The organism is Collimonas fungivorans Ter331, assembly GCF_000221045.1.
GTDB lineage: Bacteria > Pseudomonadota > Gammaproteobacteria > Burkholderiales > Burkholderiaceae_D > Collimonas > Collimonas fungivorans_A.
In genome coordinates this window covers 3,554,259-3,568,553 of record NC_015856.1, presented here as the reverse complement: position 1 = coordinate 3,568,553, position 14,295 = coordinate 3,554,259, and the positions used below count along the sequence as shown (strand labels likewise).

The following is a 14,295-nucleotide window of genomic DNA, read 5'->3' as shown; positions in this document are numbered from 1 at the left end:
ATGAGCATCCAGGCAATTAACGTCCGCAACCAGTTCCGCGGCAAGATCCACAGCATTACCGAGGATGACGTGCTGTCCGCGCTCGATATCGAGACTCCTTCCGGCATCGTCTCCTCGGTCATCACTACCCGTTCCGTGCGCGATCTCGGCCTGGTGGTCGGATCCGAAGTGGTGGCGCTGGTGAAAGCCACCGAAGTCTCGCTCGCCAAGCTGTAATTCTGCACTCGGCGCATCTCGTTCCATCGTATCCAAATCGTATTCATCCAGGAAAACATCATGACTATCCAAGCCATCAATGTACGTAACCAGTTCAAGGGCAAGATCAAGGCCATCATCGAAGGCACGGTGGTGTCGGAAGTCGACGTCGAGACCCCGGCCGGCATCGTCACTTCTGTGATCACCACGCGTTCGGTCAAGGACCTGGGCCTGGTGATCGGCACCGAAGTGGTGGCGCTGGTCAAGGCTACCGAAGTATCGATCGCCAAGATCTGAGGTCCGTCCCTGTATCTATCACATCGTCCGACCACATCGAGGCAAACCCATGTCCTTTCCCGCCCTGGAGCAGTACCTGGCCCGTTTGAACGGCGCCAGGGATGACACGAATCCGGACCCGGCCCGCAGCGATTGCCGGGTCTGGCTGGACAGTGACGGGCGCGCCCAGGGGCGTTATTTCAACACTACGCTGACCAGCGTATTCCAGCCCCTGCGCCGGATCGAGGCCAGAATGAGCGAGGGCAAGGGCGCCATCATCGGCCATGAAGGTTTTGCCCACAGCTATTCGGCCAACGACAACGGCCTGTACCTGTGGAAACTGCTGGACCATGCGGCCAGCGACGACGAGTCGATCGAACTCGACCGATTGTGCCGCATGCTGCATTCGATCAATTTCTACCGGCAGGCAGAGGCGGTGGCCGGCGATCTCTACCTGAGCGTGCATGCGCGCTTGCTGGCGGCGGTCGACAGCAACCACGGCATGGCGTTCCGGCGCATCCTGACCCTGCTCGGCCTGCCGCACGAGCGGATCGTGCTGCAGCTGCCGACCATCACCGAAAACCAGGGCTGGCTGCTAAACTATGTACTGGACAATTACCGGCGCAATCATTTCCGGCTGGCGGTGAATGCGGACGATGTGGCGCAAGCCGCGAGCCTGCTGGAGCGGGTGCGGCCGGATGTGATCAAGATCGATGCGCGCGGCGTCACCCACGACGAGCAGACCACGCGTTTGCTGGAAGACTGCGCCAAGCGCGGGATCCAGGTGATTTTCAAGCGGCTGGAAAAGGCGCGCGACCTGGAAGTGCTGCAACAGCTGGCAAGGATTGCCGCGCTGCCCCTGCATGGCCAGGGTTTCCTGTGGGACTTGCCGCAGGCGGCGCTGCATGCATTTGCCGCGCCGGCGTCGCTGCAAGACGGTTTCTCTACGGCGGAACTCGATACTGGAGGAAGTTGATCATGGTCATGGCCGCGCTGTCGTCGTTCCGCGTGCTGGTGGTGCCAGGACTGTACAACAGCAGCCCGCAGCATTGGCAATCGCGCTGGCAGCGGCTCTATCCCAGTTTTGAGCGGGTGGAACAGGCGCGCTGGGATGCGCCGGTGCTGGAAGTCTGGTCGGAGCATTTGCGGCAGCAGCTGCAGAAATCGGCACAGCCGACGCTGGCGATTGCCCACAGCTTTGGCTGCCTGACCACGGTGCACGGCGCCTTGAACCAGGTTCCGAACCTGGCCGGCGCGCTGCTGGTGGCGCCGGCCGATCCCGATAAATTCGATGTCAGCGCTGCCGTCAGCGGCCGCCTGCCGGTGCCGGCGATCGTGGTCGGCAGCCTGAACGACCCGTGGATGGAAAGCCGGCGCGCGCGCCATTGGGCCAAGGTCTGGGGCGCGGAATATATCGATGCCGGCGCGCTGGGACATATCAACGCAGAATCCAACCTGGGCGACTGGCTGTACGGCCAGTCGCTGCTGCAGCGCCTGGTGACGCTGTCGGCGGAGCATGTCCAGGGAAACGATGTGCGCGATACGGTGCGTTCCACGGCTAGCCGCTAGCCAAGCAGTCAGATGAATGCGTCAGGCAAACTCGCCGATCTTCTCGACCACCGCATTACGCACCGAACCGCTCACCACAAACGATTGCGCCACCGCGATATCGTTGTGGAACCAGCGGTCGCCTTCCAGGCAGGCCGGAATCTGGCGGCGGATTTCCTGGTACGCCGCTTGCGTGCCTTGACCCAGCACGAAACCGGGCAGCAAATCTTCCGTCATGGTCAAGGCCTGCGCCGCCAGCAGCATCTCGACACCGATGATGTATTGCGTGTTCGCCACTACGGTGGCCGCCTTGCGTGCGCACCAGGTCGAGTTCGAGACGTGGTCTTCGCTATTGCCCTTGGCCGGGATGCTGTCGACGCTGCCCGGCATGCACAGGGTGCGGTTTTCCATCACCAGCGAGCTGAGCGAACATTGCACCACCGGATAGCCGGTATTGACGCCGCGCACGCCGCTCATCAGGTTGCGCGGCAGACCCCACGACAGGGTCGGATCGATCAGGCGCGCCACGCGGCGCTCGCAGATGCTGCCGAGGTCGGTGATCGCCATGGCCAGCAAGTCCATCGCCTGCGCCAGGTACTGGCCGTGGAAATTGCCGCCGGAGATGATCTCGAAGCCGCCGCCTTCTTTATCGAAGATCAGCGGATTGTCGGTGGCGGAGTTGATTTCCTTGTCGACAATGTTGTCGATGTAGTCAAGGGCATCGAACACCGGGCCGTAGACTTGCGGCGAGCAGCGCAGCGAATAGACGTCCTGGATACGGGCGGTGTAGGGAATATCGGTGCGGCGCAGTTCTTCCGGAAACTGCACGGCGCGCGCTTCATGCGTGGTGCGGGTCGATCCCGACAGCAGCTTGCGGATGATGGCGGCGGTCTTGATCTGGCCGGCGTGCGGACGCGCTTGCTGGATACGGTGGTCGAACGCCGCCATTTCGGCGCGCATCGCTTCCAGCGTCAGGCCCAGCGATAAACAGGCATCGCTCAGCAGGTTGCGCGCATCGTGGGCCACCAATACCGCCACCGCCAGCGAGGCGGTGCAGCCATTGATCAGGGCCGAGGCGTCCTTCGCCTTCAAGTCAAACTTGACCGGACCGACGCCAGACTTGGTGATCGCCTCAGGCGCACGCATGCGCTGGCCCTGGTACATCACTTCGGCTTCATCGAAACCGGCAATCGCTGCCGCCAGGTAGGACAACGGCGCCAGATCGCCGGAAGCGCCGACCGAACCCTTCTGCGGCATGATCGGATGGATGCCGGCATTGAGGAAAGCGAGCAGGCGATCCACCACTTCCACCCGCGGCGCCGAATAGTTGCTGGCGAAGGCGTTGGCGCGCAACAGCATGGTGGCGCGGCTAACTTCTTCCGAGAACGGTTCGCCGATGCCGGCGCAGTGGGCCTTGATCAACTGGGTCTGGAACAGTTCGATGTGTTCGACCTTGATCCGGGTGTCCTTTAACAGGCCGACGCCGGTGTTGAAGCTGTACATCATCGGCGCTTCATCGTGCATCCAGGTCGCTTCGATGTAGTCGCGGCTTTCTTTCAGGGCGGCGCGCGAGGTGTCGGCCAGGGCCACCGGCAGGTGCGGTGCGCGGGCGACTTCGACCACTTGCTGCGCAGTCAGGTTGAAGCCGTCGATGGTGATGGTGGTAGTAGTCATGTTGAAGTCCAAAGTAGATTAACGTTGTAGATTAGCGTTTAAAATTGTCGACAAAGCGGCTGAACGCCAGGGCGGCGAGGGCGGCGTCGCCGGCTGTCATGATTTCGTCCGGGTGATGGCTGATGCCGCCGTTGCCGCAGCGCACGAACAGCATCGCCACATCGGTGATGGCGGCCATCGCCATGGCGTCGTGGCCGGCGCCGGACGGCAGGCGCCTGGCGCTCAATCCACTGCTTTCAATCGCCGCCGCCAGCTGCTGTTGCAGCCACGGCGCGCAGGGCACGCTGGAGGCTTCGTGGGTCTTGCGGCTGCGGACCGCGACATTGCGGCGCTGGCTGATCTGTTCGATCCTGTCCAGCACATCGGCTACTGCTGCTTGCCTTGTCTCATCCTGTTCGGCGCGGATGTCGATCGAGAACACCGCCTTGCCCGGCACCACGTTGGCGGCGCCGTTCGGCACATTGAACTGGCCGACAGTGCCGACCAGGCCACGCGTACCATGGCAGCGCTGCTCTATATACAGGCCGATTTCCGCTGCCGCCATGGCGGCGTCGCGCCGCATGTCCATCGGCACGGTGCCGGCATGGCCGGCCAGGCCTTCGATCTCCACCATGAAGCGCGAAGCGCCGGAGATGGCGGTCACCACGCCCAGCGGCAGCTGCTGGTTGAGCAGCACCGGCCCTTGCTCGATATGCACTTCGATAAACGCCAGCACGGTTTCCGGTGCATATGCCGCCTTGCCCAGGCCAGCGGCGTGAAAGCCGGACGCGGCCATGACGTCGCGCATGCTTTGCCCGGCTTCGTCCAGGTTATCCAGCACCGCCAGGTCGAAGGTGCCGGCGGCGGCGCGGCTGCCGAGCAGGGTGGCTTTGAAGCGCACGCCTTCTTCTTCGGCAAAGCCGATGACTTCGATGGCGAAAGGGAAGCGCTTGCCGGCGGCATGCCATTGCTGGACGCAGGCGATCGGCAGCAGGATGCCGAGGTTGCCGTCGTATTTGCCGCCGTTGCGCACCGTATCGAAATGCGAGCCGGTCAGCAGCGCGGGCGCATCCGCGGTCAAGCCTTCGTAGCGGCCGATGACATTGCCGGCCATGTCGCGCCGCACGCTCATGCCGGCCGCGCACATCCATTCCGCCAGCTGCGCCGCCGCGCCGTGGTGGGCGCTAGTCAGGTAGGTGCGGGTCAGCATGTCGGGCGCTTCGCTGAACTGCGCCAGCTCGTCTGCCCAGCGCATGATCTGGTCGCCGCAAGCAGTCTGTGTTTCCGTATTGCAATTCATATGTGTCTCCTTGCTGTCGATTCACGGGTTTTTCTTGGTTTTTTTGGATAATACTCTTGAATTCAATTATTGCATACAATAAGTGAATGCATTATATTGAATCCGGGGCGCTGCTTTTGTCAGCTCGAATCGAAGCGCATCCAGACCTATAAATTGGTATAAACCAAACAAAACAATTAGGAGACAAACGTGCGGCGCTTTTATAAATCACTGTTTGGCCAGGTGCTGATAGCACTTGTCATGGGAATCGCGGTAGGAGTGCTGTTCCCGAAATTCGGAGAAAGCCTGAAACCCTTGGGCGACGGCTTCATCAAGCTGGTCAAGATGATCATCCCGATGATCGTGTTCTGTGTCGTGGTGCAAGGCATCTACGGCGCCGGCGAGTTGAAGAAGGTCGGCCGGGTAGGGCTCAAGGCGCTGATCTATTTTGAAGTGGTGACCACGGTCGCGCTGGTGCTGGGCCTGCTGCTGGCTTTTGTATTCCATCCGGGCGTCGGCATGAACATCAATCCCGATACGCTGGACGCCAATGCGCTGTCGAGTTACGTGGAAACCGCCAACAAGGTCAGGGGCAGCAGCTTTGCCGATTTCGTGATGAAAATCATCCCGAATACCGTGGTCAGCGCGTTTACTTCCGGCGATGTGCTGCAGGTGCTGCTGTTCTCCATCATTTTCGGTTCGGCCCTGTCGCTGATCGGCGACAAGGCGGCGCCTATCGTTACCGTCGTGCACAGCATGTCGGAAGCGTTTTTCAAGTGCATGTCGTTCATCATCAGGCTAGCGCCGCTGGGCGTGTTCGGCGCGATTGCCTTCACCGTCGGCAAATACGGCGTCGGTTCCCTGCAGCAGCTGAGTTTCCTGGTGCTGCTGTATTTCTTCGCCGTGGTGGTGTTCGTGTTTGCGATCCTGGGCACCATCCTGCGGCTGGCGGGTTTCAGCATCTTCAAGCTGATCAAGTACCTGCGCGCCGAACTGCTAGTGGTGCTGGCCACCGCCTCATCGGACAGCGTGCTGCCGCAAGTCATGCGCAAGCTGGAATACATGGGCATCAAGGACTCCACCGTGGGCCTGGTGATCCCGACCGGCTACTCGTTCAACCTCGACGCCTTCTCTATCTACCTGACCCTGGCCGCCGTATTCATTGCGCAGGCCACCAACACGCCGCTGGCGCTGACCGACCTGCTGGCGATCCTGGCGGTGGCCCTGATTACTTCCAAGGGCGCGCATGGCGTGCCAGGTTCGGCGATCGTGATCCTGGCCGCCACCTTGTCCGCCATCCCGGCGATCCCGGTGGTGGGCCTGGTGCTGGTGCTGTCGGTCGACTGGTTCATGGGCATTGCACGCGCGCTCGGCAACCTGCTGGGCAACTGCGTAGCGACGGTGGTGGTGGCGGTGTGGGAAAAAGATATCGACAAAGTACGCGCGCATGCAGTCTTGAACGGCGCCCGTCCGGCCGCCAAAGAAGAGGGACTTGAAGCAGCGAACCTGCAAATCGCCGCCGAAAGCCGGCCGCTGTAGGCAGCCAAGCGGTGCGCCCGGCGCCGCCGGCGGCCGGGCGCGCAAGATTCTTATTTTTTGAAGGCGCCGCATTTGCAAGTACAATTTTGATCTTTAGAACAACGCTCCAAGGAAATCGATAACATGAGCCTGTCTTCCAGCCCATCCGGCGCCGACAGTTCTGACGATATTGCGGCCGACATCACGACCGCGATTGCCGAGCAGCGCCTGCCGCCCGGCACCAAATTGAGGGAAGAAGCCCTGGCGCGCCTGTATTCCGTGAGCCGCACCAAGATCAGGGCGGCGCTGGTGATGCTGGCGAAAGACAAGCTGATCGACCTGGTGCCCGACAAGGGCGCGTTCGTGAGCCGGCCGACCGAAGAGGAGGCGCGCCAGATATTTTTCGTGCGGCGGGTGCTTGAGACGGCGCTGGTGCGCGAATTCGTGGCCAAGGCCACTGCTGCCGACTACGAATTGCTGGAGCAGCATCTACAGCAGGAGCGCGAGGCGCTATCCAAGGAAAATCCGCAGGTCCGCTCCAGGCTGCTGAGCGATTTCCACATCCTGCTGGCGCGCACGGTAGGCAACCAGGTCTTGACCGACGTCCTGACCAAGCTGGCCGGCCGCAGTTCGCTGATCACCATGCTGTACCAGTCGACCCGGGACGCTGCCTGTTCATCGGACGAGCATGTGGAATTCCTGCAGGCGGCGAAGGCAGGCGATACCGAAAAGGCGGTGCAGCTGATGCAGCATCACTTGCACCACGTGGAATCGGCCTTGCAATTCGAGATACCGCCGCCGGGCGGCAAGAAGGATTTTGTCAAGGCGCTGCTGGCCTAGGCCCTCTTTCCTTACATCTGCTTGAACAGATGGATGAAGCTGCGGCTCACTTCCAGTTTTTCGGTATGTCCCTTGATCAGCACCTGGTGGCGGCCGCGCATGTCGCGCGTGATGCCGTCGATGGCGTTGACGTTGACCAGCGTGGCGCGGTGGATCTGCCAGAACAGGTCGGGATCGAGTTCTTCCGCCAGGTCGCGCACCGGCTTGCGGATCAGCGCTTCGTAGCCGGCGGTCTGGACGCTGGTGTATTTTTCATCGGAACGGAAGAACAGGATTTCCTGCACCGGGATCAGGCGCAGCTGCTGGCCGATGCTGGCCTGTATCCATTGCAGGTAGACCGGTTTGGTGGCGATCCCCATCTGCTTGGCGAGCTGGGTCAGCATCGAACTCATGTCGGTCGGCGCTGAACTCAGCCGGGCCTTGAGGCGGACCACGGTCAGGCGCAGCCGTTCGGCTTCGGCCGGCTTCAGGATGTAGTCGACCGCACCTTGTTCGAAGGCCTGGATGGCATATTCGTCGTAAGCGGTGATGAATACGATGTGGCTTTTGCCGCCGATTTCCTGCGCCGCCTGCAGCCCCGTCTTGCCGGGCATGCGGATGTCGAGAAAGGTGAAGTCGGGCTGCAGCTGGTCGACCAGTTCTATCGCTTCGTCGCCGTTCTTGGCTTCGCCGAGAATTTCCAGTTCCGGCCAGGCCTGGCTCAGGCGCAGGCGGATCTGGTCGCGCATCAGACGTTCGTCATCGGCAATGATAGCTGTAGGCATGAGTGGATTCTAATATGGATTCAACGTTTTTTCTTGACTGAGCCCGAACCCATGATACTGGTATGCACTTCCGGGTCGCCACCATACGTGACATCGCCGGAACCGGCAGTCGAGACCCTCAGGTTCTTGCTGGCGTAGACATGCGCATCGCCGCTGCCGACGATCGAGACGCTGGTGTTTTCCGCCATCAGGTCAAAACCGTCGTAGTCGCCGCTGCCGGCAATCGACACCTTCAGGTCGCGGGTCTTGCCCCTGACTTTGATGTCGCCGGCGCCGGCGATGGAAGCAGTGACAGTGGGGCTGTTCAATTCGCCGCTGACATTGCCGGAGCCGGAGATGGAAATCCTGATGCTGTCTTTTGAGCTGAGTTTGCCGATGATCTTGAGATCGCCGGAGCCGAAAATGCCCAGGCTGCTGACGTCGGGCGCCGTGATATAGACATTGACGTTGTGGCGGCTGCTGAAAAACGAATGGCCGCCGAAATAGATCTTCAGCGTCGAACCGCTGTTCTCCAGCTCGACCTTTGAAGCGACGCCACTCTCGGCTTCGATCACCACCGGTTTGGCCGGCCCCTGGGTCAGGTATACGTTGACCGCATCCATCACCTCCAGCTGCTGGAAGCTGTTTACCGGGCGCTCCGTCTTGACTGTGTCGGCGGCCATGCTGTCGCTGCTGCTGAGCAAGGGAACCATGGCTGCAGCGGCCAGTGCAAGGACAAACGCAAAACGCGGGATCGATTTCATATTATATTTCCTGTTGCTTCCTAGCCTGCCGGATAGATTTATTGAGGCTTGGCCTTACTGGCGCCGACTACCTGGTACGGCACCTCTATGGTTGAACATACACCGCTCGGGCTGTTGGGCGCAATCTCCAGTTGCGCCGCGGCGCCGTGCAATAGTTTGAGGCGTTCGCGGATGCTTTGCAATCCCAGCCCGGTGCCGTCGCTGGGGAAGGCGCCGAAACCGAGGCCGTCATCAGTGACGCTGACGCGCAGCTTATTGTCGGCTACTTCCGCCTTGATGCGCAAGTAGCCGCCGTCGGCCTTGCGTTCCAGGCCGTGCTTGATGGCGTTTTCCACCAGCGACTGCAGCATCATCGGCGGGAAAGCCGCGCTGCGCAATCCTTCCGGCACCTGCAGGTCGATGTGCAGGCGTTCTTCCATGCGCATCTTCAGCAAGTCCAGGTAAGCCCGCACGATGTCGACTTCGCGTCCCAGCGTGGTGACGGTGGAGGTTTCCCGCATTTGCGGCAATACCGCACGCAGGTACTGAATCAGACGTTTCTGCATGGCTGAGGCGCGCGGCGGATCGGTTTCGATCAAGTAGTCGACCGAGGCCAGGGTGTTGAACAGGAAATGCGGCTCCACCTGGGCCTGGATCATCTGCATCTTGGCTTCCGATACTTCGCGCTGCAGGTTGGCATGCTCGGCGGCGGCATTGGCGGCTTTGGCGCGGGCTTCGGCGCGCTTCTTGCCACCCATCAGGGCCTTGGTGCCGAACAGGCCGATCAGCAGCAGCAGCACAAAATTCACAAACCATTCCGACGATTTCTTCTGGTAGCGGGCCACCTGCTGCTCGGCTTTTTCGGCGGCCGCTTCATGGATCGCGGCGACAGCGTCGTTGATCGCCTGGTTGACATCCGCGGTCGCTTCCGGCGGCAGGCTCAGGCTCAGGCTGGCGGCGTTGGGTGCAGCCGGCGCAGGTGCCGCCGGGGCCGCTGGGGCCGCCGACGGTGCCGGTGGCACGGGCGGGGTTTTCGGTACGCTGTCTTCATCATGGGCGTCGGCGGCGTCAGCGGCGGCCGCCGCTGCCGGTGCCGATGCAGCGGGAGACTTCGATGTCATCGCGCTGTCGCCATCGCCATCGTAGGTATAAGTACCGGTTTTTATATGGACGCCGGTGTCGTCGATGCGGATATCGGTATTGCCTTTGTTGCGCTTGGGCGGCTTGCTCGAATGCTGGCTGACTTTTTCAATCACCAGTTCATTGGAGGAAAACAAGGTCTCTTGCAAAATACCGGCGGCTGCCAGCACCAGCGCTGCAAACAACAGGAACTTCCACCACGAGAGCTGCGTTACCCAGCTGGCTATTTTGTCGAAACCTCGCGACAGGTAGACCGAGGCAATGGATGCATTTTTTTTTAATGTGGCGTACGAATCAGGATTCATGGAGTGGGGCCAATTTTGCGGCAACTCAGCTAAGTTGTCGCCATTTTAAACGGAACGGACACGGCAGTCTGGCCGTTTTTCTACAGGGCTGCGCTCAGCGCCGGCGAGGCGCTTGATTCGGCTTTCTTGCGGACCACCTTTTTCATGGCCTGTATGCGCTGCTGTTGCTGCTGCTGTGTAAAAGCCATTTTTTCCTCCGGCGTCATGCGTTTGCCGATAATCACAATGGGCGGCATCAGCAGAGGGATGTCTTCCGACTGCGCTTGCGCTGCGGCTTTCTTGGCCGGCGCTGTCGCCATGGCCGGGCTGATGCTCATGCTCAGGGTCGCTAACAGCGTGGCGGCGACCAGTAATTTAGACGTGGTGTTCATTTGCAATCTCCTGATATGGAACTGCGACTTGACGGCTGGTTAGATGACAGTTTTCTTGCGGCTGGCTTCTTGCTGCGCCAGGACCGACTTTTGCTCACGGTTCAGGCGTTTGCCGACGATGGTGATGGTAGGCAGGCAGCCTTCTTCCTGCGCCATGGCCAGCTTTTCTTGCGGAGTCAGGCGCTTGGCGACAATGGTCACGGTTTGCAGGAACTCTGGGTGGCTTGGACGCTTGCCGACGATGGTGATGGTTGCCAGTGTCGAGACTTCGGTTTGCTGCGGTGCTGCTTGTGCCGGGGCGACGCTGCCGGCCAGGGTGGCGATGGACAGGATGGCGATCAGTGCTTGGCGTGCTGTGTTCATTTGTATTCTCCTCAAGTGGCTAACTAAGTGGCTGGTAGGTGGCAAACGTTGTTGCATGTCGTCACTTTAGGGAGGGGCAGGGCAAGTCGCCAGCTGCTTGCGACAATCTGCAGAAATGGCGGAACAGAATACAAAAAAGCGCGCCTGAGCTGTAGCGGATTTGCGTGGCTTTTGGGGATACGGCTCGGGAATGGCTCTATGTCAGGCCGTCTGGAGCATGTTTTTCATTGCTTTAAAGTCATGTAACTTGAGTGCCGGACGGCAAATTCGCTATTTCCCTTATGCAAATCGATTCTATGCACATGCAAAAAAGTTCGTTCTCTTTATAACAAACCGGTGAGATTATCGTTGTTCTTTAGCCGTATTTGTAATAAGAGGACGATGCATGACAGCCGCCGCACTTGCCCAACCAGGTCTTATCAGGCCCGCCGCGCCGTTTCGCGTGATGCCCGGATTTCGCCTGTCGCTGGGGTTTACCCTGTTTTACCTGGCCCTGATCGTACTGATCCCCTTGTCGGCGGTGTTCCTCAAGACCTTCACGCTGAGTTGGGATGGCTTTGTCACCGCGGTCACTTCGCCGCGGGTGATGGCCTCCTATCGCCTGACTTTCGGCACTTCCTTGCTGGCGGCGCTGCTGAATGCGATTTTCGGCGGCATCGTGGCCTGGGTGCTGGTGCGTTACCAGTTCCCCGGCAAGAAGTTGATCGATGCCCTGGTCGACCTGCCGTTTGCGCTGCCGACCGCGGTGGCCGGCATCGCCCTGACTGCGCTGTATTCCACTAACGGCTGGATCGGCCAGTATTTGGAGCCGCTGGGCATCAAGGTCGCTTTTACACCGCTGGGTATATTAGTAGCGCTGACTTTCATCGGCTTGCCGTTTGTGGTGCGCACCGTGCAGCCGGTGCTGGAAGATGCCGAGAAGGAACTGGAAGAAGCGGCCGCCAGCCTGGGCGCCAATCATTGGCAGACTTTTACCAGGGTAATTTTCCCAACAGTATTCCCGGCCCTGCTGACCGGTTTTGCGCTGTCCTTTGCGCGCGCCACCGGCGAGTACGGCTCGGTCATCTTCATCGCCGGCAATATGCCGATGGTGTCGGAGATCACCCCCTTGTTCATCATTACCAAGCTGGAGCAATACGACTATGCCGGCGCCACCGCGATTGCGGTGGTGATGCTGACAGTGTCGTTCCTGCTGCTGCTGGCGATCAACGTACTGCAAGCCTGGACCCGCAAGCGCGGCCAGTCGGTCAAAGTCTAGGAGCCGGACGTGAGCGCAACCGCCAGCAATTTTGACCCAGCCGTCACTCCGGCGCCCACCGCGCCCGCCGCCAGGCCGCAGGCCAGGGGCGAACCGGTCCATGTACCCAACGCCATCCTCGAGCCGCTCTGGGTCCGTACATTGTTGATGACAGTGGCGCTGCTGTTCCTGGCCCTGTTTCTGGTGGTGCCGCTGCTGTCGGTATTTGCCGAAGCCTTCAAGAAGGGCTGGGAAGCGTATCTCGCGGCCATCATCGAGCCGGATGCGATCAGCGCCATCAAGCTGACCTTGCTGACCGCCGCGATTGCGGTGCCGCTCAACCTGGTGTTCGGCGTCGCCGCCTCATGGACCATCGCCAAGTTCGAATTCCGCGGCAAGAATATCCTGCTGACGCTGATCGACCTGCCGTTTTCGGTGTCGCCGGTGATTTCCGGCCTGATTTATGTGCTGTTGTTCGGCGCCCAGGGCTGGTTCGGCCCGTGGCTGCGCGAGCACGACATCAAGATCCTGTTTGCGGTGCCGGGCATCGTGCTGGCGACGGTGTTCGTCACCTTTCCCTTCGTCGCCCGCGAACTGATCCCCCTGATGCAGGCGCAGGGCAGCGAGGAAGAGGAAGCGGCGCTGGTGCTGGGCGCTTCCGGCTGGAAGACTTTCCGCTACGTGACCCTGCCGAATATCAAGTGGGGCCTGCTGTATGGCGTGATCTTGTGCAATGCGCGCGCCATGGGCGAGTTCGGCGCGGTGTCGGTGGTGTCCGGCCACATCCGCGGCGAGACCAATACCATCCCTTTGCAGGTCGAGATTCTCTATAACGAATACAACTTCCAGGCAGCATTTGCGGTGGCTTCGCTGCTGGCGTTCCTGGCGCTGCTGACCCTGGCGCTGAAATCCTTCATCGAATGGCGTTTGCGTGAAACGGTACTGCCGCACAACGTCCATAACGCCGCGCATCAACAGGAGCTGACATGAGCATCCAGGTAAGCAACATCAACAAGCGCTTCGGTGAGTTTGTCGCACTGAACAATGTGTCGCTGGAATTTCCCACGGGCGAGCTGACTGCGCTGCTGGGCCCCTCGGGCTGCGGCAAGACCACTTTGCTGCGCATCATCGCCGGCCTCGAAGCGCAGGACAGCGGCCAGGTCCTGCTGGAAGGCGAAGACGCTTCTTCGCGCCATGTGCGCGAGCGCCAGGTCGGTTTCGTGTTCCAGCACTATGCGCTGTTCAAGCACATGACCGTATTTGAAAACATCGCCTTCGGCCTGCGCGTCAAGCCGCGCGCTCAGCGTCCAAGCGACAGCGCGATCCGGGAAAAAGTGACCAGTTTGCTGGAACTGGTGCAGCTGGACTGGCTGGCAGACCGTTATCCGCCGCAATTGTCAGGCGGCCAGCGCCAGCGCATCGCACTGGCGCGGGCATTGGCGGTGGAACCGCGCGTGCTGCTGCTGGACGAACCGTTCGGCGCGCTCGACGCCAAGGTGCGCAAGGAATTGCGGCGCTGGCTGCGGCGCCTGCACGACGAATTGCATGTCACCAGCATTTTCGTGACCCACGACCAGGAAGAAGCGCTGGAAGTGGCGGACCAGATCGTGCTGATGAACAAGGGCAATGTGGAGCAGGTAGGCGCGCCGCAGCAAGTCTATGAGAATCCGGCTTCGCCTTTCGTCTACGGTTTCCTCGGCAACGTCAACCTGTTCCACGGCCGCGTGCACCAGGGTGTGCTGGATACCGGCGGCGCCAGTTTCGAGGCGCCGGAACACGCTGCGGCGCAGGACGCGCAAGGCATCGGCTACGTGCGGCCACACGACCTCGAAATCGACCGCTACAGCGCCGGCGCCGAAGGCATCGTGGTGCAGCTGCGCCGCGCCCATGCCATCGGACCGCTGGCGCAGCTGGAACTGGAGCGCAGCGACGGCGCCGAAGGTGCGGATAACGGCCTGATCGAAGCGGTGATTTCCAGCGAGCGCTTCAAGCAGCTCGATTTGAAAGATGGCGAAACCCTGGTGGTGCGTCCGCGCCGCCTGCAGGTGTTCGTCGATCAGCAAGCAAACTCGGTAAGGTAAGGA

General features: G+C 60.9%; 16 protein-coding genes. 9 read left to right on the top strand and 7 right to left on the bottom strand.

Translation table 11 applies throughout. The annotated features are described in order from the left end of the window. Genes CFU_RS15630 through CFU_RS15615 form a run of 4 tightly spaced genes read left to right on the top strand, consistent with a single transcriptional unit; the run spans position 1 to position 2,040 of the window. Positions 1-216, top strand: coding sequence for a TOBE domain-containing protein (locus CFU_RS15630; RefSeq protein WP_014007004.1), 216 nt, complete (start codon positions 1-3; stop codon positions 214-216). Positions 217-276: 60 nt separating this feature from the next. Further along, positions 277-492, top strand: a complete 216-nt coding sequence (locus tag CFU_RS15625; RefSeq protein WP_014007003.1) for a TOBE domain-containing protein — start codon at positions 277-279, stop codon at positions 490-492. A 49-nt stretch (positions 493-541) separates the two neighbouring features. After that, the gene (locus CFU_RS15620) at positions 542-1,447 is read left to right on the top strand and encodes an EAL domain-containing protein (RefSeq protein WP_014007002.1); all 906 of its coding nucleotides are present in this window, start codon (positions 542-544) and stop codon (positions 1,445-1,447) included. A 2-nt stretch (positions 1,448-1,449) separates the two neighbouring features. Next, on the top strand, positions 1,450-2,040 hold the full coding sequence (locus tag CFU_RS15615; RefSeq protein ID WP_041742167.1) for an RBBP9/YdeN family alpha/beta hydrolase: 591 nt from the start codon (positions 1,450-1,452) through the stop codon (positions 2,038-2,040). A gap of 21 nt (positions 2,041-2,061) precedes the next feature. On the opposite strand, the gene CFU_RS15610 is transcribed toward CFU_RS15615, so the two are convergent. Beyond that, positions 2,062-3,693 carry an HAL/PAL/TAL family ammonia-lyase gene (locus tag CFU_RS15610; RefSeq protein WP_041742166.1) on the bottom strand — a complete coding sequence of 544 codons (1,632 nt, stop codon included), beginning with the start codon at positions 3,691-3,693 and terminating at the stop codon, positions 2,062-2,064. A 31-nt stretch (positions 3,694-3,724) separates the two neighbouring features. Then, positions 3,725-4,972: an allantoate amidohydrolase gene (locus tag CFU_RS15605; RefSeq protein ID WP_014006999.1), complete on the bottom strand. Its 1,248-nt coding sequence runs from the start codon at positions 4,970-4,972 to the stop codon at positions 3,725-3,727. A 240-nt stretch (positions 4,973-5,212) separates the two neighbouring features. Here CFU_RS15605 and dctA point away from each other — a divergent pair, with 240 nt between their 5' ends. After that, positions 5,213-6,490, top strand: a complete 1,278-nt coding sequence (gene dctA, locus CFU_RS15600; protein WP_425304705.1) for a C4-dicarboxylate transporter DctA — start codon at positions 5,213-5,215, stop codon at positions 6,488-6,490. Between the two features lie 123 nt (positions 6,491-6,613). Further along, the gene (locus tag CFU_RS15595; protein WP_014006997.1) at positions 6,614-7,309 is read left to right on the top strand and encodes a GntR family transcriptional regulator; all 696 of its coding nucleotides are present in this window, start codon (positions 6,614-6,616) and stop codon (positions 7,307-7,309) included. Between the two features lie 11 nt (positions 7,310-7,320). Here the strand turns inward: CFU_RS15595 and CFU_RS15590 are convergent, their stop codons facing one another. The 5 genes from CFU_RS15590 to CFU_RS15570 form a co-directional block, all read right to left on the bottom strand. Further along, a complete protein-coding gene (locus tag CFU_RS15590; RefSeq protein ID WP_014006996.1) occupies positions 7,321-8,073 on the bottom strand; it encodes a LytR/AlgR family response regulator transcription factor in 753 nt (250 codons plus the stop codon). Between the two features lie 20 nt (positions 8,074-8,093). Next, positions 8,094-8,816 carry a head GIN domain-containing protein gene (locus tag CFU_RS15585; protein ID WP_014006995.1) on the bottom strand — a complete coding sequence of 241 codons (723 nt, stop codon included), beginning with the start codon at positions 8,814-8,816 and terminating at the stop codon, positions 8,094-8,096. A 38-nt stretch (positions 8,817-8,854) separates the two neighbouring features. After that, positions 8,855-10,240 (bottom strand): sensor histidine kinase, encoded by a 1,386-nt coding sequence (locus tag CFU_RS15580; RefSeq protein ID WP_041742165.1) that lies wholly within the window; start codon positions 10,238-10,240, stop codon positions 8,855-8,857. A gap of 80 nt (positions 10,241-10,320) precedes the next feature. Further along, entirely contained in the window at positions 10,321-10,611 is a 291-nt protein-coding gene (locus tag CFU_RS15575) for a hypothetical protein (RefSeq protein ID WP_041742164.1), read from the bottom strand. Between the two features lie 39 nt (positions 10,612-10,650). Further along, positions 10,651-10,974: a hypothetical protein gene (locus CFU_RS15570; protein ID WP_041742163.1), complete on the bottom strand. Its 324-nt coding sequence runs from the start codon at positions 10,972-10,974 to the stop codon at positions 10,651-10,653. Positions 10,975-11,359: 385 nt separating this feature from the next. On the opposite strand from CFU_RS15570, the gene cysT reads away from it, so the two are divergent. The 3 genes from cysT to CFU_RS15555 are packed head-to-tail and all read left to right on the top strand — an operon-like array spanning position 11,360 to position 14,292. Then, positions 11,360-12,232 (top strand): sulfate ABC transporter permease subunit CysT, encoded by an 873-nt coding sequence (gene cysT, locus CFU_RS15565; RefSeq protein WP_014006991.1) that lies wholly within the window; start codon positions 11,360-11,362, stop codon positions 12,230-12,232. Positions 12,233-12,241: 9 nt separating this feature from the next. Next, complete coding sequence (cysW, locus tag CFU_RS15560) at positions 12,242-13,201, top strand: sulfate ABC transporter permease subunit CysW (RefSeq protein ID WP_014006990.1); 960 nt, start codon at positions 12,242-12,244, stop codon at positions 13,199-13,201. Continuing rightward, a complete protein-coding gene (locus tag CFU_RS15555; protein WP_014006989.1) occupies positions 13,198-14,292 on the top strand; it encodes a sulfate/molybdate ABC transporter ATP-binding protein in 1,095 nt (364 codons plus the stop codon). Before cysW ends, CFU_RS15555 begins: the two co-directional genes overlap by 4 nt. Positions 14,293-14,295: the final 3 nt, after the last annotated feature.